The sequence below is a fragment of the Aromatoleum sp. genome, from assembly GCF_036675785.1.
Lineage (GTDB): Bacteria > Pseudomonadota > Gammaproteobacteria > Burkholderiales > Rhodocyclaceae > Aromatoleum.
The window spans coordinates 19,055-39,365 of sequence record NZ_JAKFEF010000080.1; the positions used below are offsets into that span (position 1 = coordinate 19,055).

17 protein-coding genes are annotated in these 20,311 nt (G+C 67.4%); 10 read left to right on the top strand and 7 right to left on the bottom strand.

What is annotated here, in order from left to right; translation table 11 throughout:
* Positions 1-205: 205 nt before the first annotated feature.
* Both V6M37_RS17380 and V6M37_RS17385 read right to left on the bottom strand, forming a co-directional pair.
* Positions 206-1,699 (bottom strand): YifB family Mg chelatase-like AAA ATPase, encoded by a 1,494-nt coding sequence (locus tag V6M37_RS17380; protein ID WP_332675452.1) that lies wholly within the window; start codon positions 1,697-1,699, stop codon positions 206-208.
* Between the two features lie 446 nt (positions 1,700-2,145).
* The gene (locus V6M37_RS17385; protein ID WP_332675454.1) at positions 2,146-2,409 is read right to left on the bottom strand and encodes an accessory factor UbiK family protein; all 264 of its coding nucleotides are present in this window, start codon (positions 2,407-2,409) and stop codon (positions 2,146-2,148) included.
* A gap of 276 nt (positions 2,410-2,685) precedes the next feature.
* Between V6M37_RS17385 and V6M37_RS17390 the strand changes: the two genes are divergently transcribed.
* The 3 genes from V6M37_RS17390 to V6M37_RS17400 are packed head-to-tail and all read left to right on the top strand — an operon-like array spanning position 2,686 to position 5,139.
* Entirely contained in the window at positions 2,686-3,414 is a 729-nt protein-coding gene (locus V6M37_RS17390; protein WP_332675456.1) for a TorF family putative porin, read from the top strand.
* Positions 3,415-3,437: 23 nt separating this feature from the next.
* Positions 3,438-3,776 carry a P-II family nitrogen regulator gene (locus V6M37_RS17395; RefSeq protein ID WP_332675457.1) on the top strand — a complete coding sequence of 113 codons (339 nt, stop codon included), beginning with the start codon at positions 3,438-3,440 and terminating at the stop codon, positions 3,774-3,776.
* Positions 3,777-3,789: 13 nt separating this feature from the next.
* The gene (locus V6M37_RS17400) at positions 3,790-5,139 is read left to right on the top strand and encodes an ammonium transporter (RefSeq protein ID WP_332675459.1); all 1,350 of its coding nucleotides are present in this window, start codon (positions 3,790-3,792) and stop codon (positions 5,137-5,139) included.
* 180 nt (positions 5,140-5,319) lie between these two features.
* Here the strand turns inward: V6M37_RS17400 and V6M37_RS17405 are convergent, their stop codons facing one another.
* From V6M37_RS17405 to V6M37_RS17415, 3 genes are all read right to left on the bottom strand, one after another.
* Complete coding sequence (locus V6M37_RS17405; protein ID WP_332675461.1) at positions 5,320-5,616, bottom strand: hypothetical protein; 297 nt, start codon at positions 5,614-5,616, stop codon at positions 5,320-5,322.
* A gap of 71 nt (positions 5,617-5,687) precedes the next feature.
* A complete protein-coding gene (locus V6M37_RS17410) occupies positions 5,688-6,713 on the bottom strand; it encodes a 2-oxoacid:ferredoxin oxidoreductase subunit beta (RefSeq protein ID WP_332675463.1) in 1,026 nt (341 codons plus the stop codon).
* 46 nt (positions 6,714-6,759) lie between these two features.
* On the bottom strand, positions 6,760-8,682 hold the full coding sequence (locus tag V6M37_RS17415; protein WP_332675465.1) for a 2-oxoacid:acceptor oxidoreductase subunit alpha: 1,923 nt from the start codon (positions 8,680-8,682) through the stop codon (positions 6,760-6,762).
* A 267-nt stretch (positions 8,683-8,949) separates the two neighbouring features.
* On the opposite strand from V6M37_RS17415, the gene V6M37_RS17420 reads away from it, so the two are divergent.
* On the top strand, positions 8,950-10,209 hold the full coding sequence (locus V6M37_RS17420) for an MFS transporter (protein ID WP_332675467.1): 1,260 nt from the start codon (positions 8,950-8,952) through the stop codon (positions 10,207-10,209).
* 66 nt (positions 10,210-10,275) lie between these two features.
* Here the strand turns inward: V6M37_RS17420 and V6M37_RS17425 are convergent, their stop codons facing one another.
* Entirely contained in the window at positions 10,276-10,737 is a 462-nt protein-coding gene (locus tag V6M37_RS17425; RefSeq protein WP_332675469.1) for a pyridoxamine 5'-phosphate oxidase family protein, read from the bottom strand.
* 56 nt (positions 10,738-10,793) lie between these two features.
* Entirely contained in the window at positions 10,794-12,518 is a 1,725-nt protein-coding gene (locus tag V6M37_RS17430) for a sigma 54-interacting transcriptional regulator (RefSeq protein WP_332675471.1), read from the bottom strand.
* Between the two features lie 422 nt (positions 12,519-12,940).
* Between V6M37_RS17430 and V6M37_RS17435 the strand changes: the two genes are divergently transcribed.
* The 6 genes from V6M37_RS17435 (at position 12,941) to ppcA (ending at position 20,310) form a co-directional block, all read left to right on the top strand.
* Positions 12,941-14,779, top strand: coding sequence for a PEP-utilizing enzyme (locus V6M37_RS17435; protein WP_332675473.1), 1,839 nt, complete (start codon positions 12,941-12,943; stop codon positions 14,777-14,779).
* 13 nt (positions 14,780-14,792) lie between these two features.
* Complete coding sequence (locus tag V6M37_RS17440; protein ID WP_332675474.1) at positions 14,793-15,923, top strand: PEP/pyruvate-binding domain-containing protein; 1,131 nt, start codon at positions 14,793-14,795, stop codon at positions 15,921-15,923.
* 111 nt (positions 15,924-16,034) lie between these two features.
* On the top strand, positions 16,035-16,703 hold the full coding sequence (locus V6M37_RS17445) for a CBS domain-containing protein (RefSeq protein ID WP_332675475.1): 669 nt from the start codon (positions 16,035-16,037) through the stop codon (positions 16,701-16,703).
* Positions 16,704-16,824: 121 nt separating this feature from the next.
* Positions 16,825-18,243, top strand: a complete 1,419-nt coding sequence (gene ppcB / locus V6M37_RS17450; RefSeq protein ID WP_332675476.1) for a phenylphosphate carboxylase subunit beta — start codon at positions 16,825-16,827, stop codon at positions 18,241-18,243.
* Positions 18,244-18,291: 48 nt separating this feature from the next.
* A complete protein-coding gene (gene ppcD, locus V6M37_RS17455) occupies positions 18,292-18,801 on the top strand; it encodes a phenylphosphate carboxylase subunit delta (protein WP_332675477.1) in 510 nt (169 codons plus the stop codon).
* A 48-nt stretch (positions 18,802-18,849) separates the two neighbouring features.
* The gene (gene ppcA / locus V6M37_RS17460; protein ID WP_332675479.1) at positions 18,850-20,310 is read left to right on the top strand and encodes a phenylphosphate carboxylase subunit alpha; all 1,461 of its coding nucleotides are present in this window, start codon (positions 18,850-18,852) and stop codon (positions 20,308-20,310) included.
* Position 20,311: the final 1 nt, after the last annotated feature.

Genomic DNA, 20,311 nt, shown 5'->3' on the forward strand with positions numbered 1-20,311 from the left:
CCGGCTCAGGTCGCCGGGGGGCTCACTCATGCCGCCGGTCGTGCCCGTCCGACGTCGCCCCGATGCCCGCATTGGGCGTCATCGTGCGTAGGTCGGGCCGAGCGCAGCGATGTCCGACGTTCCACGGCTCCGATCCACCCCCGCGTCGGCCTTCGCTGCGCTCACGCGACCTACGGCTCGACGGGCCTGCGGCGCCCCTCGGGCGTTACCGGGGGTCCAATCCCCGCCGGTATTGGATCGCTTCGGCGAGATGCGCGGCGCCGACGCGTTCGGCGCCGGCGAGGTCGGCGATCGTCCGCGCGACTTTCAGGACGCGGTGGTAGCCGCGCGCCGACAGGTTCAACCGCGCGATCGCGTGGCTCAGCAGCGCCCGTCCTTCGTTGTCGGGCGCGCAGAGCGCGTCGATTCGCCCCGCGGCGAGCCGGCTGTTCGGTTCCCCCTGGCGGTCGCGTTGCACCGCGCGGACGCGTTCGACCCGCTCGCGCACCGCGGCGCTCGGCTCGCCGGCGGGCTGCGCGAGCATCTCGGCGTGATCGAGCAACGGCACTTCGATGATGATGTCCATGCGGTCGAGCAGCGGACCGGAGAGCTTGCCGCGGTAGCGCGCGATCTGGTCCGGCGTGCAGCGACAGCGCGCGCTGCCGGCGTGCCCGCAGGGGCAGGGGTTCATCGCCGCGACGAGTTGGAAGCGCGCGGGGAACTCGGCCCGTCGGCGCGCGCGCGACACCGTCACGGTGCCGGTCTCGAGCGGCTCGCGCAGCGCCTCGAGCACGCGGCGATCGAACTCGGGCAACTCGTCGAGGAACAGCACGCCGTGGTGCGCAAGGCTGATTTCGCCGGGACGCGGATTCGCGCCACCGCCCACGAGCGCCGGCGCCGAGGATGAATGATGGGGCGCGCGGTACGGCCGTTGCGCCCAGCGCGACGCGTCGAAGGACCCTTCGATCGACTGGATCGCGGCGCTCTCGATCGCCTCCGCCTCGTCCATCCGCGGCAGCAGTCCGGGCAGGCGCCGCGCGAGCATCGACTTGCCGGTGCCGGGCGGCCCGAACAACAGCAGCGAATGCTGACCGGCGGCGGCGACTTCGAGCGCGCGGCGCGCCTGCAGTTGCCCCTTCACCTCGGCCAGATCCGCCTCCTGCGCGCCGCCCGCCTCGCGCGGCGCGGGAACGTGCCGCGCGAGCGCCGTGTGCCCGTTCAGGTGCGCGCACACCGCAAGCAGGTTGCCGGCCGGCAGCACTTGCGCGGCGCTCGCGAGCGCCGCTTCGTCCGCGTTCGCGTCCGGCAGCACGAGGCCGCGCGCCGCACGGCCGCTTTCGAGCGCGGCCGCGAGCGCTCCGCGGATCGGGCGGAGCGAGCCGTTCAGCGACAGCTCGCCGACGAATTCATGCCCGCCGAGACGCGCGCCTTCGACCTGCCCGGACGCGACGAGGATCCCGATCGCGATCGGCAGATCGAAGCGTCCGCCCTCCTTCGGCAGATCGGCCGGGGCGAGATTCACGGTGATGCGGCGCTGCGGGAATTCGAACTGGGACGTGACGATCGCCGCGCGGACCCGGTCGCGCGCCTCGCGCACCTCGGTATCGGCGAGGCCGACAAGGTTGAATGACGGCAATCCGTTCGCGAGATGGACTTCGACCGTGACTTCGGGGGCATTCAGACCGACCAGCGCGCGCGTGCGTACCAGGGCCAACGACATGGGACGTCTCCGGAAAGGATCGCGGGGCAGTCTACCGGAGGCACGGTTTATGACAAACAGTTGAATGATTCCGCTCGCGCGCGGCGGATCCGGAATGCACCGCCATGGGGCACGAAACGATGAATGAGGGCAACGGCAACCCTGGGACACCGCCCCGCGGCGGCGCCCTCGCCGTTCCGCCCGATGTCATGCCCGGCCGGCTCCAGGCCGCCGCCACAGGAAGAAGGAAGACGCTTACTCAGTCCGACCCGCGCGATCGAGTTGCCCACACGGCCGGCGTGAGCCGCAGGCGAACGCCGACGCGAAAGTTACGGCAAGCCGCGGACGTCGGACATCGCTTCGCGCAGTCCGACCTACGGGTGCCGGCGCCCATTCAGGTGCAGCGCCGATCGTCGACGCCGAAATGGTGCGCGCACCGACAGCCTCCGGGCCGAAGACCCGGACGCTCAGTCCTCTTCACGGTCGGTGCGCGCGCGTGTGAGTTCGGACTCGAGCGCGGCGACGCGTTCTTCGAGTTCGACGAGCTTCTGCCGCGCGTGGGCGAGCACTTCGCGCTGGATGTCGAATTCCTCCCGCGTCACGAGATCGAGCTTGCCGAACGCGCTGCCGAGCAGCGCCTTCGCGTTCTTCTCGAAGTCCCGCGCGGGATTGCTGGAAGCGAGCTCCGAAAGCTTCGCACCGAGTTCGTCAAGGAAGCGGGGACCGGCCATGGCGGAGCCTCTGGGTTGATGAAGGACACGTAGTTTACCACGTGCGATTTTTTGGCCCGAACCGTCCATTCCGGTTCGCACCAGCCGCGCCGGCAATACGCACCCGATCGGTGCATCGGCGTCGCGCGCGACGATGAAAAACGCGCTCGCGGGCGCGATGACATTTCTTTCGCAACGCAATTTTCCCTTCTGAACAAGGCATTGAGATGTCTTCTCGGGGTATGGCACGGCCGATGCTAGTCATGGCTGCCGAAAATCACGTCAAGGAGCAAGGCCATGAACAAGAGCAAAACCGCCGCCGTCTTCGTCGCCGCGCTGCCGCTGATCGGCGCGAGCGCCGCGTTCGCGCAGGACAGTCCTTTCACGGCGAACGTCGCGGTCGTGTCCGATTATGCGTTCCGCGGCATCAGCCAGACCGACGAGCGGCCGGCGCTGCAGGGCGGATTCGACTACGCGCATCCGGGCGGCTTCTACGCCGGCGTGTGGGGCTCGAACGTGTCGTGGCTGAGCGATGCGGAGACGACGTCGTCGTCGGGCAACAGCCTCGAGCTCGACATCTACGGCGGCTTCAAGATGCCGCTCGGGCCCGTCGGCCTCGACGTCGGCGTGCTGCAGTACTACTACCCGGGAGACTTTGACCGCGCGTGGCGGAACGATACCGGCCTCGACGAGCCGCACACGACCGAAGGCTACGTCGGGCTGAGCTGGGCCTTCCTGACCTTCAAGTACTCGTACGCCTTCACCGACCTCTTCGGCCTCGACGAATCGGACGGCAGCCAGTACTTCGATCTCGCCGCCGCGTACGAGGTCACGGACGGCCTGACGCTCAACGCGCACGTCGGGCGCCAGCGCATCGTCGGCCCCGTCGATTCGTACAACGACTGGAAACTCGGCGTCACGAAGGAGCTCGCGGGATTCAACCTCGGCCTGCACTACGTCGACACCGACGAGAGCGGCGACCTCGCCGAGGAGCGGGTCGTGTTCTCGGTCAGCCGGTCCTTCTGACCCCTCGATCGAAAGGAAAAATCATGAAATTCGTCTCCGCCATCATCAAGCCCTTCAAGCTCGACGAAGTCCGCGAAGCGCTGTCCGCGATCGGGGTGCAGGGCATCACGGTCACCGAGGTCAAGGGGTTCGGGCGCCAGAAAGGTCACACCGAGCTGTACCGCGGCGCCGAGTACGTCGTCGATTTCCTGCCGAAAGTGAAGATCGAGGCGGCGATTCCGACCGAACTGCTCGACCAGGTCATCGAGGCGGTCGAGAAGTCGGCTGCGACCGGGAAGATCGGCGACGGCAAGATCTTCGTCTACGACCTCGAACAGGCGATCCGCATCCGCACCGGCGAAACCGGTATCGACGCGCTATAACGGAGGGCAAATCATGAAAAAAACCTTCGCAATCCTGCCGACGCTGCTGACCGCCGGCCTCGCGGGCGGTGCCTTCGCCCAGGACGCCGCGCCGGCGCTCGACGTCGTCGCAAAAGCGGCAGCCGCCGCGCCCGTCGTCGAGAAGGGCGACGTCGCGTGGATCATGACCTCGACGCTGCTCGTGCTGTTCATGGCCTTGCCCGGCCTCGCGCTGTTCTATGGCGGCCTCGTGCGCTCGAAGAACATGCTGTCGGTGCTGATGCAGGTGATGGTCGTGTTCTCGCTGATCGCGGTGCTGTGGGTGTTCTACGGCTATTCGCTCGCGTTCACCGAGGCGACTCCGTTCATCGGCTCGCTCGACAAGCTGTTCCTCGCCGGCGTCACGATCGACACCCTCGCCGACACGTTCACCGACAACGTCAAGCTGCCCGAATTCGCGTTCATCGCGTTCCAGGCGACCTTCGCCGGCATCACCGCGGCGCTGATCGTCGGCGCGTTCGCCGAGCGGATGAAGTTCTCGGCGGTGCTGATCTTCTCGGTGATCTGGTTCACGCTGTCCTACCTGCCGATCTGCCACATGGTCTGGGGCCCCGGCGGCTTGCTGCTCGGCGATGGCGCACTCGACTTCGCCGGCGGCACGGTGGTCCATATCAACGCGGGCGTCGCTGGCCTCGTCGGCGCCTACATGGTCGGCAAGCGCGTCGGTTTCGGCCGCGAATCGATGGCGCCGCATTCGCTGACGCTGACGATGGTCGGCGCGTCGATGCTGTGGGTCGGCTGGTTCGGCTTCAACGCGGGCTCGAACCTCGAAGCGACCTCGGGCGCCGCGCTCGCGTTCATCAACACGCTGGTCGCGACCGCCGCCGCGGTGCTCGCGTGGTCGCTCGGCGAAGCGCTCTTCAAGGGCCGTCCGTCGATGCTCGGCGCGGCGTCCGGCGCGGTCGCCGGCCTCGTCGCGATCACGCCGGCCTGCGGCTCGGTCGGCCCGATGGGCGCGATCGTCATCGGCCTGCTCGCCGGCTTCGTCTGCCTGTGGGGCGTCAATGGGCTGAAGCGCATCCTCGGCGCCGACGACGCGCTCGACGTGTTCGGCGTGCATGGCGTCGGCGGCATCCTCGGCGCGATCCTGACCGGCGTCTTCACCGCGCCGGCGCTCGGCGGCACCGGCGCCGACGACTTCTCGATCGCCGGCCAGGTGTGGATCCAGACTTACAGCGTACTGATCACGATGTTCTGGTCCGCCGTCGTCGCGGTCGTCGCCTACAAGGCCGCCGACATCCTCGTCGGGCTGCGCGTGCCCGAGGACGAGGAGCGCCAGGGGCTCGACGTCACCGCCCACGGGGAGACCGCGTACCACCACTGAGCGTTTCTGGCCGGGTTCCCTCCTCTACCCGGCCTTTTCGACGGGCGTCCCCGGAACGGGGGCGCCCGTTTTTCCATTGAGGAGCGGAAGCCGCGAGCCGCAACGAATCGACGCCGGCTTTCCCGGAAAGGTGCGATAAAAAAAAAACCGGCCGAAGCCGGTTTTTCGGAACCATGACGGTTATCGGCCCGCTTCGCACTTCTTCATGAACGACGTCTTCGCGGCGCCCGAGAGCGGCTTGCCATCCTTGCCGACGGCCTTCGCGTCGCAGGCGCCGCGGCGCTCGGCCTCCGCCTCGCACTTCTTCATGAACGACGCGAGCGCCGCGCCGGCGAGCGGCTTGCCGTTGCGGTCGACCGCCCGCGCCTCGCACCCAGCAGCGGACCCCGCGGGGGTCGCGGGGGTCGCCTGGGCGAGGGCGTACGAGACGTTTGCGGCGAACAGGACTGCCAGCGCCGCACCGACGATCTTCTTCATGTTCCAACCTCCGCTACTCGCGGCAGGACGACATTGTCCTGCCGCTTTCAGGATACCGGAACATGTCCGCGTCAGCCGATCGTCCAGGTGTCGCCGCTGTTGAGCAGGCCGGCGAGGTCGCCGCGCCCTTTTGCCGCGCGTGCACCGTCGTGCAGTTGCGCGTTCAGTTCGTCGCAGGTCGGCGCGTTCACCGAACGGAACACGCCGAGCGGCACCGGCAAGTCCGGCGTGTCGAACTGCGACAGGAAGAACGCGAGGCCCGCATGCGTCGCGCTCTCGTCGTGGACGACGAGCTGCTGCCGGTCGGCGCCGTCCGCATCGAGCGCGACGATTTCCGGCTCCATGCCGCGCAGCCGGACGCCCTTGTCGCGGTTCTTTCCGAACACGAGCGGCTTGCCGTGCTCGAGCAGCAGACGCGTGTCGTCGCGCGTCGCCTTGTCGGTGATCGCCGCGTGCGCGCCGTCGTTGAAGACGATGCAGTTCTGCAGCACTTCGACGAAGGCCGTGCCCTTGTGCGCGGCGGCGCGCGCGAGCACCGACGCGAGGTGCTGCAGGTCGCCATCGACGGTGCGCGCGACGAAGGTCGCGCCGGCGCCGAGCGCAAGCGAAACCGGCGAGAACGGCCGGTCGATGCTGCCAAGCGGTGTGCTCTTCGTCTTTTTGCCGAATTCCGACGTCGGCGAGTACTGGCCCTTCGTCAGCCCGTAGATGCGGTTGTTCAGCAGGATGACCTTCAGGTCGACGTTGCGCCGCATCGCGTGGATGAAGTGGTTGCCGCCAATCGCGAGCGCGTCGCCATCACCGGTGACGATCCAGACCGACAGATCGGGGCGCGCCACCTTCAGCCCGCTCGCGATCGCCGGCGCGCGGCCGTGGATGCTGTGCATCCCGTAGGTGTCCATGTAGTACGGGAAACGGCTCGAGCAGCCGATGCCGGAGATGAACGCGAAGTTCTCCTTCGGGATGCCGAGCGTCGGCAGGAGCTTCTGGATCTGCGCGAGCACCGCGTAGTCGCCGCAGCCGGGGCACCAGCGCACGTCTTGGTTCGATTCGAAATCCTTTTTCGTCAGCGTGACGGGAAGCGTCATGTCGTTCATGGTGTTTTCCTTGTCGGTCTGGCAGCGGGACGGCGACGGATGCGCGTCAGCTCAGTTCGAGGATGCGGTCGAGCACTTCGGCGACCTTGAACGGCTTGCCCTGCACTTTGTTCAGCGGCACGACGTCGCGCAGGAATTGCTCGCGCAAGAGCTTCGTCAGCTGCCCCATGTTGAGCTCGGGGACCAGCACCGTCTTGTAGCGCGTGAGGATGTCGCCGAGGTCCGGCGGCAGCGGATTCAGGTGGCGCAGATGGAGGTGCGCGACCGGGCGGCCCTGCGCCGCGGCCTGCTCGCGCGCCTGCGCGATCGTGCCGTAGGTGCTGCCCCAGCCGACAACGAGGAGTTCGCCCTGCGCCGGGCCTTCGACCTTCGACGGCGGAATGTCCTTCGCGGTGCCGGCGACCTTCGCGGCGCGCACGTCGACCATGCGCTGGTGGTTGTTCGGATCGTGCGAGATGTTGCCGGTCAGGAAATCCTTTTCGAGTCCGCCGACGCGATGCTCCATGCCGGGCGTGCCCGGCCGCACCCACGCGCGGGCGAGGTTTTCGTCGCGCGCGTACGGTTGGAAGCCTTGCGGGTCGGTGCGGTACGTCACGTCGATCTTCGGCAGGCTCGCGACGTCGGGGATGCGCCACGGCTCGGCCGCGTTCGCGATGCCGCCGTCGGTCAGCAGGATCACCGGGGTCATGTACTTCACCGCGAGGCGAACGGCCTCGATCGCGCAGTCGAAGCAATCCGAAGGCGACTTCGCGGCGATCACCGGTATCGGGCATTCGCCGTTGCGGCCGTAGACCGCCTGCAGCAGGTCCGACTGCTCGATCTTTGTCGGCAGACCGGTCGAGGGGCCGCCGCGCTGCACGTTGACGATGACCATCGGCAGCTCGAGCATCACCGCGAGCCCCATCGCCTCGGTCTTCAGCGCCATGCCCGGCCCCGACGTCGTCGTCAGCCCGAGCGCGCCGCCGTAGGCCGCGCCGATCGTCGAGCAGATGCCCGCGATCTCGTCCTCGGCCTGGAAGGTCGTGACGTCGAAATGCTTCAGCGCGGACAGCTCGTGCAGGATGTCGGTCGCCGGCGTGATCGGGTAGGAGCCGAGGAAGAGCGGCACGCCGGCCGTCTCGGACGCGGCGACGAAGCCGAGCGCCGCGGCCTGGTTGCCGGTGATGCTGCGGTAAGTGCCCGGACGCGCCGCCGCTTCGCGCACCTGGTAGGTCGCGGCGAAGATTTCGGCGGCGTCGGCGTACGCGTGGCCGGCACGCAGCGCGGTGACGTTCGCTTCGGCGAACTCCGGTTTCTTCGCGAACTTGTCGCGGATCTCGTCGATCTCGTTGTCGAACGGCCGGCCGTACAGGCACAGCATCAGCCCGAGCGCGAAGTAGTTCTTGCAGCGGCCGACCTCCTTCTTCGACAGGCCGCTGTCACGCAGCGCGGCCGCGGTCAGCGCCGAGATGTCGATCTTGAAGAGGCGATAGCCGTCGAGGCTGCCGTCGTCGAGCGGGTTCGCGGCGTAGCCGGCCTTCGCGAGGTTGCCGTCGGAGAACGCGCCGGTGTTCGCGATGACGATGCCGCCGTGCTTGACGTCGGGGAGGTTCGTCTTCAGCGCGGCGGGGTTCATCGCGACGAGCGCGTCCGGCGCGTCGCCCGACGTGAACACCTCGCGCGCGCCGTACTGGATCTGGTAGCCGGAGACGCCGAACAGCGTGCCGGTCGGCGCGCGGATCTCCGACGGGTAGTCCGGATGCGTCGCGAAGCCGTGCCCGGCCTTCGCGACCGCCTTCGAGAACTCGGAGCCGGTGAGCTGCATGCCGTCGCCGGAGTCGCCGACGAAGCGGATCACGACGCTGTCGAGTTCCTCGACCGGACGCGGCGCGGCCGCTTCGCTTCCCCGCGCGAGGGCCGGATCCGCGGCGCTTTCGCGCTGCACGCTGTTCTCGAGTACCGCTTCGGACGTCTGTTCGAATGCTGTCATGTCGCTCCTCCGTGGGGTCGTCCTGCCGGCACCCGCCGCCGGGCGTTTTTCCGATAGAACCGTGTCTGAGCTTGATTACAAACTGTTTGAGATCAAACTATATTGACGACGGTCAAGAAAAGCGAAAGTCGGCGTGTGGACGTATTGGCGCGGCCACGATGTCACGTATGCTGTCGGTCGGCACGAAACCCTTGCCGTCCGGAAAAAAGAGACAACGCGTCGCACGACGACGGTCCGGACGCCGAGTACGAGCACGAGGAGACGGGGATGCAGCGCAACGTACCGAACGCGGACACCGCGGCGATCCTGCTGGCATTGACCGCGGGCTGCATCGCCGCCGCACAGGTCGGCAAGGTGCCGCCCGCGATCGAGGCGATCCGCGCGGAACTGTCGATGAGCCTGGTGCAGATCGCGTGGGTCGCGAGCGCGATCAGCGCGGCGACTGCGGCGCTCGGCATCGCGGTCGCGCTCACGATGGCGCGCCGCGGCGCGCACTCCGGCCTGCTGAACGGCCTGATCCTGCTCACGCTCGGCTCGGTCGGCGGCGCGGAAGCGACTTCCGGCGGCCTGCTTCTCGTCTCGCGCATCCTCGAAGGAATGGGCTTCGTGCTCGTCGTCGTGTCCGCGCCGTCGCTGATCGCCGCGACGCTCGCGCACACGCCGCGACGGCGCCGCCAGCTGCTGACCGTGTGGAGCTGCTACATGCCGGCCGGCATCGCGCTGACGATGGGTCTCGCGCCGCTGATCCTCGAAGCCGTCGGTTGGCGCGGCCTGTGGTGGTGGAACGCGGCGCTGCTCGCGGTGTGCGCGGCGCTGACGTTCTCGTACCGCCACCGTCTGCACGCCGCGACGCGTTCGGCCGCCGGACCATCGACGCCGCCGTCGTGGCGCGCGCTGCGGCAGCCGGGCTCGTGGCTGATGGGAATCTCGTTCGGTGCGTTCGCCGCGATCTGGTTCGTGATCGCGACCTGGCTGCCGTCGTTCGCGGTCGAGTACATGGGCTACACGGCGCGCGGCGCGACCTGGCTGACCGCGCTCGCGGTCGTCGGCAACATCGCGGGCAACCTCGGTGCGGGCTTTCTCGCCGCGGCCGGTCTGCCGCGCTGGGCGGTGATCGCGGGCGTGCAGGTGATGCTCGGCGCGCTCGGCTGGCTCGTGTTCTCGGCCGACGCCGACCCGCTGCTGCGTTCGATCGCGGCGATCGTCGCGTGCGCCGCGGCCGGCGCGCTGCCCGCGACGGTGATGGCGGGCGTGCCGATCCACGCCCGCGACCCGCAGCAGATCCTCGTCGCGAACGGCATCGTATTCCAGTGCGCGAACCTCGGCTCGCTCGCCGGCCCGCCGGCGGTCGCCGCGGCCGTCACCGCGCTCGGCGGCTGGGACGGCGGCCGCTGGCTGATTCCCGCGATCGCGATGCTCGGCGTGCTGGCCGCCGTCGCGCTGCGCGGCGTCGAACAGCGGATCGCCGACGCGGACGGCGTCATTGCGGCGGGATTAGCGCGCGCCGACGCCGGCGCATCGCAATAGCGCATCTCACGCGCGTTGCTGCGCCCACCGCGGCCGGACGCGAGCGGAGCGCCGGTCGGAACTCCGTCAGCTCCGGCAGTCGATCTCGTCGCGGTGGCCGAAGCCGCTAGCGTTGTCGATGAACACCATCCGCTGCGGCTCGAAGCGGTACCAGCGCACTTTCGCGAGCGCCTTGACGATCGCCGCCGGCGCCTGCGCGATCTTGCCGACCACGGGGTATTTGTCGCCGTAGAGCACGCGAGCGTGCTTTTCGTCGTCGCCCGAGATTTCGCGCACGACGCCTTCGGCCTGGATGCCCTGGATTTGCGGCCAGTCGGCGTAATCCTCGTGGATCGTCGCCGCGACGTGCGGGTTCTCGGAAATGTTGCGGCAATGGCGGGACGTCGGCGACGACAGGAAGTACAACGTCGCGCCGTCGCTGACGTAGAACACCGCGGCGGCCCACGGCCCGTCGCTGCCGTGCGTCGCGAGCGTCATCACGCGGTGCGTGCCGAGGTAGTCGAGCGCGGCAGCGGGCACCGTGCTCACCGTGCGCGCTCCCCCGAGCCCTTCGCGCCGAGCGGGCGCCGGGCACCGTACCCCGCTCACCGGCCACCGTCCCCGGCTTCGGCCGCAGCGGGCGCCGCGCTTTCGCTCAGCCGCTTGAGCCGGTAGGCGAGCTGCGGCCGCGTCAGCCCGAGCATCCGGGCGGCCGATGACAGGTTGCCGCGCGCCTTGTCCATCGCGGTTTCGAGCAGCATTGTCTCGATCTCGTCGAGCGTCATCGCCCCGTCGCAGACCGACTCGCAGAACGCCTTGCCGGCATCGGGGCCGCGGTCGTCGAGCTTGCCGTCGCGGTCGAGCCCGAACTCGTGCGCGTCGTCGTCCCCGCGCGCGAGGAAGAGGTGCTCGACCTCGACGCGCGCGCCGTGCGGCGCGAGGATGACGCCGCGCTCGACCGTGTTCTGCAGCTCGCGGATGTTGCCCGGCCACGGATAGGTCGTCAGCGCGCGCTTCGCGCGGTCGGTGAAGCCGGGCAGGGTCTTGCCGTTGATCGCCGCGTATTTCGCGAGGAAATGCTTCGCGAGCAGGGAGATGTCTTCGCGACGCTCTCGCAGCGGCGGGATGTCGATCTGGAACGCGTTCAAGCGGTAGTAGAGGTCCGCGCGGAAGCGGCCTTCCTTGACGAGCTGCGGCAGGCCGGCGTTCGTCGCCGCGACCAGGCGCACGTTGATCTTGCGCGTCTTGTCGTCGCCGAGCCGCTCAACTTCGCCTTCCTGTAGCACGCGCAGCAGCTTGCTCTGCGCGGTCAGCGGCAGGTCGCCGATCTCGTCGAGGAACAGCGTGCCGCCGTCGGCGCGCTCGAAGCGCCCGGGTCGCGACACGAGCGCGCCAGTGTAGGCGCCCTTCTCGACGCCGAAGAGCTCCGACTCGACCAGCTCGTGCGGAATCGCCGCGCAGTTGATTGCGACGAGCGGCTTGTCGCGCCGCGCGCTCATGTCGTGCAGCGCGCGCGCGAAAAGCTCCTTCCCGACACCGGTCTCGCCGAGCAGCAGCACGGTGATCTGGCCCGCCGCGGCCTGCTTCAGCAGGTCGAGCGCCGCGCGGAAACCGGGCGAACTGCCGATCATGTCCGCCGGCAGCTTGTCCTTTTCACCGATCGTCGAGCGCAGTTGCACGACCTGGGTCTGCAGGTCGATCAACTGGTCGGCGATCGACTCCGGCGCGAAAAACCGCATGTGCTCGTCGGCATCCGGCCACGCTTCGATCGGCCTGCCGACAATGCGGCAGTGGTCGTGGCCCATGCCGGCGCATTCGACTTCCTTGTACAGGATCGAGCGCCCCATGAACGCGGACGTGTAGCCGCACGCGTAACCGATCTGCGTCCAGCACACCGGCTCCTCGTGGATGCCGAATTGGCGCCGGTGCGAATGCCCTTCCCAGGAGTTCTCCCAGAGGAATTCACCGTAAAAGTCGCCGGCCGCACGATCGAGTTCGAGCCGCACCGGCACGACGCGGACGATGCCTTCGAGCGCGTGCAGCTGCGGCCCGGTCATGAAGGCTTCGATGTCGCTGAGGTCCTGCATCCGCGTGCGCACGAGTTCGGCATCGCGCACCCCGGACGCGTATCCCATGCGCAAAAGCAGGCCGCGCGCGCGGGCCATGCCGAGCGTGTCGATCAGCTCCTTGCGCAGCGACGCCTGGGCCTCGGCGTGCACGAGCAGCATCCGGTGCTCGTGCAGCCAGATCTGCCCTGTATCGGCACAGAAATGCACTCTCGCGCGAAGGTCGTCGCCGTCTGCACGGAGCTTGTCTCGGAGCTTGGTCATCGCCTCGCCCTCCTCCTGAATCGTTCCTTCTACGCGCGGCGCGCCGCGTCCACTTTGATCGATATCAAACGATTATGGCGGCTACCTGTTTTCCCGGATGACCGCAAGGTTTTGATCAAATCGTGAGACGGGGCGCGCGGCCTTCGTCAAAGCTCATCAAATGATGAAGCGCGCGCCCGCGCCACTCGCTCGCCCACCACCGCCGATCGCCCTCCTGCCGCGATTTTTTCCGCAGGCGCAGCAACCGTCAGGCTCTTTTCCCGGCGCCAGCTTCGAAGTCGCGCGAGCCGGTTTCACGCAACCCGATGCTGCGCCGCGGCAGCGGCGCGTGGCATGCCCCTTGCGATTGCTGCCCTCGCAGGCTGTCGGCACACGAATCCGGCGCGACGAAAAAGGCCGGTACCAAAACGAGGGGGCATCAGATGAAGTTTCCTGTTCCGCACGACGTCAAGGCCAAGACCATCCCGGGGACCGAAGGCTGGGAGCGGATGTATCCGTACCAGTACCAGTTCGTCACCGACGACCCCGAGCGCAGGCAGTACGAGAAGGACGCGTTCTGGTTCTACGACGGGCTACATTACCCGGAGCCGCTGTATCCGTTCGACACGATCTGGGACGAAGCCTGGTACCTCGCGCTGTCGCAGTTCAACAACCGCATCTTCCAGGTGCCGCCGGTGCGCGGCGTCGATCACCGCATCATCAACGGCTACGTCTATATCTCGCCGGTGCCGGTCACCGACCCCGACGAGATCGGCCGCCGGGTGCCGAATTTCATGGAGCGCGCGGGCTTCTACTACCAGAACTGGGACGAGCTCGAAGCGAAGTGGAAGCAGAAGATGGAGGCGACGATCGCCGAGCTCGAAGCGCTCGAGATCCCGCGCCTGCCCGACGTCGAGGACTTGTCGGTCGTCACCGACGGTATCGGCGAGTCGCAGGGCTACCACCTGATCAAGAACTACGACGACCTGATCAACCTCGGCATCAAGTGCTGGCAGTATCACTTCGAGTTCCTGAACCTCGGCTACGCGGCCTACGTGTTCTTCATGGACTTCGCGCAGAAGCTGTTCCCGAGCATCCCGCTGCAGCGCGTCACGCAGATGATCTCCGGCATCGACGTGATCATGTACAAGTCGGACGACGAGCTGAAGGAACTCGCGAAGAAGGCGGTGAAGCTCGAAGTCGACGACCTCGTCGCCGCGCACCGCGAGTGGGCCGACGTCAAGACGGCGCTCGAAGCTCACCGCCACGGGGCCGAGTGGCTCGCGGCGTTCGAGAAGGCGCGCTACCCGTGGTTCAACATCTCCTCGGGCACCGGCTGGTTCCACACCGACCGCAGCTGGAACGACAACCTCAACATCCCGCTCGACGGCATCCAGACCTACATCCGCAAGATCCGCGATGGCGTCGCGATCGACCGGCCGATGGAAGCGGTGCGCGCCGAACGCGACCGCATCACCGCCGAATACCGCGACCTCATCGACAACGACGCCGATCGGAAGCAGTTCGACGAACTCCTCGGCTGCGCGAAGACGGTGTTCCCGTACGTCGAGAACCATCTCTTCTACGTCGAGCACTGGTTCCACTCGGTGTTCTGGAACAAGTTGCGCGAAGTCGCCGCGGTCATGCAGGAGCACGGCGTCATCAAGGAGATCGAGGACGTCTGGCTGCTGCGCCGCGACGAGATCAAGCAGGCGCTGTGGGACATCGTCACCGCATGGGCGACCGGCGTCACGCCGCGCGGCACGACGACGTGGCCGGCGGAGATCGAATGGCGCAAGGGCGTGATGCAGAAGTTCCGCGAATGGGCGCCGCCGGCCGGGATCGGCACCGCGCCAGAGGTCATCCGCGAGCCCTTCACGATCGTGCTGTGGGGCGTGACGAACAAGTCGCTGTCGGACTGGGCGTCGGTGCAGGACGTCGCCGACCCCTCGAGCATCACCGAGCTGAAAGGCTTCGCCGCGAGCCCGGGCGCCGTCGAAGGGCGCGCGCGTGTGTGCCGCAGCGCCGACGACATCCGCGATCTCGAGGAAGGCGAAATACTCGTCGCACCGACGACTTCGCCGTCGTGGGCGCCGGCGTTCGCGAAGATCAAGGCCTGCGTCACCGACGTCGGCGGCGTCATGAGCCACGCGGCGATCGTGTGCCGCGAGTACGGCATGCCGGCAGTCGTCGGCACCGGCGTGGCGACGCGCGTGATCCGCAGCGGCATGACGCTGCGCGTCGATGGCACGTCGGGCGTCATCACGATCGTCTCGGACTGAGGAGGTGGCCATCATGGGAAGCGTTCTCCCGATCGCCGAAACGGCGGCGCAGCCGGCGGCACTCGCCGGCGCGGGCCCGAAAGTGTGTTTCTTCGAGGAATGCGGCAAGGACTCGGTGGCGCTCGTCGGCGGCAAGTGTTCGTCGCTCGGCGAGCTGATCAACGCCGGCGTGCGCGTGCCGCCCGGGTTCGCGCTGACGACGCACGGGTACGCGGAGTTCATGCGCGACGCGGGGATCCTCGCGGACATCCGCGGCATTCTCGACGGCCTCGACCACGAGGACCTGGGCGCGCTCGAAGCGGCCTCGGCCGAGATCCGCACGATGATCGAGTCGCGGCCGATGTCGATCGAGTTGGAGGACCTGATCGCCGAGGCGTACCGCAAGCTGTCGGTGCGCTGCTACCTGCCGGCCGTGCCGGTCGCGGTGCGCTCGTCGGCGACCGCCGAGGATCTGCCGGGCGCGAGTTTCGCCGGACAGCAGGACACCTACCTGTGGATCCGCGGCATCGACGACGTGATGCACCACGTGCGCCGCTGCATCTCCAGCCTCTACACCGGCCGCGCGATCGCGTACCGCATGAAGATGGGCTTCCCGCACGAGCAGGTCGCGATCAGCGTCGGCGTGCAGAAGATGGCGAACTCCTTCACCGCGGGCGTGATGTTCACCGTGCATCCGGCGACCGGCGACCGTTCGGTCATCGTCATCGACTCGAATTTCGGCTTCGGCGAATCGGTCGTCTCGGGCGAGGTCACGCCGGACCACTTCGTCGTCGACAAGGTCACGCTCGACATCGTCGAGCGGACGATCTCGACGAAGGAGGTCTGCCACACGGTCGATCTCAAGACGCAGAAGTCGGTCGCGCTGCCGGTGCCCGCCGAGCGCCAGAACATCCAGTCGATCCTCGACGACGAGATCACCGAGCTCGCGTGGATGGCGAAGAAGATCGAAAAGCACTACGGCCGCCCCATGGACATCGAGTGGGCGATCGACAAGAACCTGCCGGCCGGCGGGAACATTTTCATCCTGCAGGCGCGACCCGAGACGATCTGGAGCAACCGGCAGAAGACGCCGGCGACGATCGGCGCGACCTCGGCGATGGATTACATCGTGTCGAGCCTGATCGCCGGCAAGCGCCTGAATTGATGCCCATGCACGACAGACCGTTACGGCGCAGGGCGGATGAGCCGCAGGCGTTATCCGCCACGTGTCGCAGCTGGTACTCGCATGCGGCGGAAGGCCAAGGAGAACGATGAAATGATCGTACGCAACTGGATGCAGACGAATCCGACGGTGCTCGCGAGCGACACGCTGCTGTCGGAAGCGAAGCGGATTCTTTCCGAAACCAACCTCCACGCGCTGCCCGTCGTCGATGACGGGCGGCTGCGCGGCCTGATCACCCGCGCCGGCTGCCTGCGCGCCGCGCATTCGGTGCTGCGCGCGCAGCACCCCGACGAGTTCGCGTACTTCTCGAACTGCGTCAAGGTCCGGGACGTGATGGTGCGCAACCCGGCGACGATCGACGCCGACGACACGATGGAGCGCTGCCTGCAGGTCGGGCAGGAGCATGGCGTCGGGCAACTGCCGGTGCTCGACAACGGCCATGTCGTCGGGATGATCTCGGCGATCGAGATGTTCTCGCTCGCGGCGCATTTCCTCGGCGCGTGGGAGCGCAGGAGCGGCGTCACGCTCGCGCCGACGCGCATCGGCCCGGGGACGATCGGCCGCATCGCCGACGTCGTCGAAGGCACCGGCGCCGAAGTGCATGCGATCTACCCGATCAGCCTCGGCCCGAAGGGCGTCGCAAGCGGCGATCACGCCCGCAAAGTGATCGTCCGCTTCCACCACGCGGACACGGCCGAGGTCATCCGCGCGCTCGCCGCCGCCGGCTACGAAGTCATCGAGTCGGTGCAGGCGATGCATTGAGCCGACTGAAACGCCCACGGTACGCCCCGAGCGCCGACGGACTCCGCCCGACCCGCATCCGGCTACCGGGTCAATCAAACTTCGCTTCAGAACCACCAACTTCCGCCAAGGAGAGTTTCGAATGGACCTGAGATATTTCATCAACCAGTGCGCCGAAGCGAACGAACTCAAGCGCGTGACGACCGAAGTCGACTGGAATCTGGAGATCTCGCACGTCTCCAAGCTGACCGAGGAAAAGAAAGGTCCGGCGCTGCTGTTCGAGAGCGTCAAGGGCTATACGTCGCCCGTCTTCACCGGCGCGTTCGCGACGACGAAGCGGCTCGCGATCATGCTCGGCCTGCCGCACGACCTGACGCTGTGCCAGTCGGCGCAGCAATGGATGAAGAAGACGATCACGTCCGAAGGCCTGATCAAGGCGAAGGAAGTGAAGGACGGGCCGGTGCTCGAAAACGTGCTCACCGGAAACCGCGTCGATCTCAACATGTTCCCGGTGCCGAAGTTCTTCCCGCTCGACGGCGGGCGCTACATCGGCACGATGGTGTCGGTGGTGCTGAAGGATCCCGAGACCGGCGAAGTGAACCTCGGCACCTACCGCATGCAGATGCTCGACGACAAGCGCTGCGGCGTGCAGATCCTGCCGGGCAAGCGCGGCGAGCGGATCATGAAGAAGTACGCGAAGCTCGGCCGGAAGATGCCTGCGGCCGCGATCATCGGCTGCGACCCGCTGATCTTCATGGCCGGCACCTTGATGCACAAGGGCGCGAGCGACTACGACATCACCGGCACGGTGCGCGGGCAACAGGCCGAGTTCCTGATGGCGCCGCTGACGGGACTCCCGGTGCCGGCCGGCGCCGAGATCGTGCTCGAAGGCGAGATCGACCCGAACGCCTTCCTGCCCGAAGGCCCGTTCGCCGAATACACCGGCTATTACACCGACGAACTGCACAAGCCGATTCCGAAGCCGGTGCTCGAAGTGCAGCAGATCCTGCACCGCGACTCGCCGATCCTGTGGGCGACCGGCCAGGGCCGCCCGGTGACCGACGTGCATATGCTGCTCGCCTTCACGCGCACGGCGACGCTGTGGACCGAGCTCGAGCAGATGCGCCTGCCGGGCATCCAGTCGGTGTGCGTGCTGCCCGAATCCGCGGGCCGCTTCTGGGCCGTCGTGTCGGTGAAGCAGTCCTACCCGGGCCACTCGCGCCAGGTCGCCGACGCGGTGATCGGCAGCAACACCGGCAGCTACGGCATCAAGGGCGTCATCACCGTCGACGAGGACATCGCCGCCGACGATCTGCAGCGCGTGTTCTGGGCGCTGTCGTGCCGCTACGACCCGATGCGCGGCACCGAACTCATCAAGCGCGGCCGCTCGACGCCGCTCGACCCGGCGCTCGATCCGAACGGCGACAAGCTCACGACGTCGCGCATCCTGATGGACGCGTGCATTCCGTACGAATGGAAGCAGAAGCCGGTCGAGGCGCGCATGGACGACGAGATGCTCGCGAAGATCAGGGCGCGCTGGCACGAGTACGGCATCGACTGAACGTCATCGGACCGCGCACGCAATCCACCGAACGAAAGGGACGGAGACATGGAACAGGCCAAGAACATCAAGCTGGTGATCCTCGACGTCGACGGCGTCATGACCGACGGGCGCATCGTCATCGACGACGACGGCGTCGAGTCGCGCAACTTCGACATCAAGGACGGCATGGGCGTCATCGTGCTGCAGCTGTGCGGCATCGACGTCGCGATCATCACGTCGAAGAAGTCCGGCGCGGTGCGCCATCGCGCCGAGGAGCTGAAGATCAAGCGCTTCTACGAGGGCATCAAGAAGAAGACCGAGCCGTACGCGCAGATGCTCGAGGAGATGAACATCTCCGACGCCGAAGTCTGCTACGTCGGCGACGACCTGGTCGATCTGTCGATGATGAAGCGCGTCGGGCTGCCGGTCGCGGTCGGCGACGCGGTGGCCGACGTCAAGGAAGCGGCGGCCTACGTGACGACGGCGCGCGGCGGCCACGGCGCGGTGCGCGAAGTCGCGGAGCTGATCCTCAAAGCCCAGGGCAAGTGGGGCGCGGTGCTCGCGAAGATCCACTGAGCCGGAATTCCTTCCCGAAGCAGTCCTTTAAGAAGCGAGGAGACAGACGTGGCAAAGATTTCGGCACCGAAGAGCAACCGCGAATTCATCGACGCGTGCGTGCAGTCCGGCGACGCGGTCCGCATCAAGCAGGAAGTGGACTGGGACAACGAGGCCGGCGCGATCGTGCGCCGCTGCTGCGAGCTCGGCGAAGCCGCGCCGTTCATGGAGAGCATCAAGGACTATCCCGGCTTCAGCTACTTCGGCGCGCCGCTGTCGACGTACCGCCGCATGGCGATCTCGCTCGGCATGGACCCGGCGTCGACCTTGCCGCAGATCGGCGCCGAGTACCTGAAGCGCACCAACAGCGAGCCGATCGCGCCGGTCGTCATCGACCGCCGCGACGCGCCGTGCAAGGAGAACATCCTGCTCGGCGACGACGTCGATCTGTGCAAGCTGCCGGTGCCGCTCGTGCATGACGGCGACGGCGGCCGCTACGTCGGCACGTGGCACGCGGTGATCACGAAGCACCCGGTGCGCGGCGACGTGAACTGGGGCATGTACCGGCAGATGATGTGGGACGGCCGCACGATGAGCGGCGCGGTGTTCCCGTTCTCGGACCTCGGCAAGACGCTGACCGACTACTACCTGCCGCGCGGCGAAGGCTGCCCGTTCGCGACCGCGATCGGCCTGTCGCCGCTCGCCGCGATGGCCGCGTGCGCGCCGAGCCCGATCCCCGAGCCGGAACTGACCGGCATGCTGTCGGGCGAGCCGGTGCGCCTCGTCAAGTGCGAGACGAACGACCTCGAAGTGCCGGCCGACGCCGAGATCATCATCGAGGGGATGATCCTGCCCGACTACAAGGTCGAGGAAGGCCCGTTCGGCGAATACACCGGCTATCGCACGAGCCCGCGCGACTTCCGCGTGACCTTCCGCGTCGATGCGATCACGTATCGCAACAACGCGACGATGACGATCTCGAACATGGGTGTGCCGCAGGACGAGGGGCAGCTCTTGCGCTCGTTCTCGCTCGGGCTGGAGCTGGAAAAGCTCTTGAAGAGTCAGGGCATCCCGGTGACCGGCGTGTATATGCACCCGCGTTCGACGCATCACATGATGATCGTCGGCGTGAAGCCGACCTACGCCGGCATCGCGATGCAGATCGCGCAGCTCGCGTTCGGCTCGAAGCTCGGGCCGTGGTTCCACATGGTGATGGTGGTCGACGACCAGACCGACATCTTCAACTGGGACGAGGTCTATCACGCGTTCTGCACGCGCTGCAATCCGGAGCGCGGCATCCACGTGTTCAAGAACACGACGGGCACCGCGCTCTACCCGCACGCGACGCCGCACGACCGCAAGTACTCGATCGGCTCGCAAGTGCTGTTCGACTGCCTGTGGCCGGTCGACTGGGACAAGACCAACGACGTGCCGTCGCTCGTCAGCTTCAAGAACGTCTATCCGAAGGACATCCAGGACAAGGTCCTCAACAACTGGGCCGACTACGGCTTTCGCGGCGCGAAGAAATAAG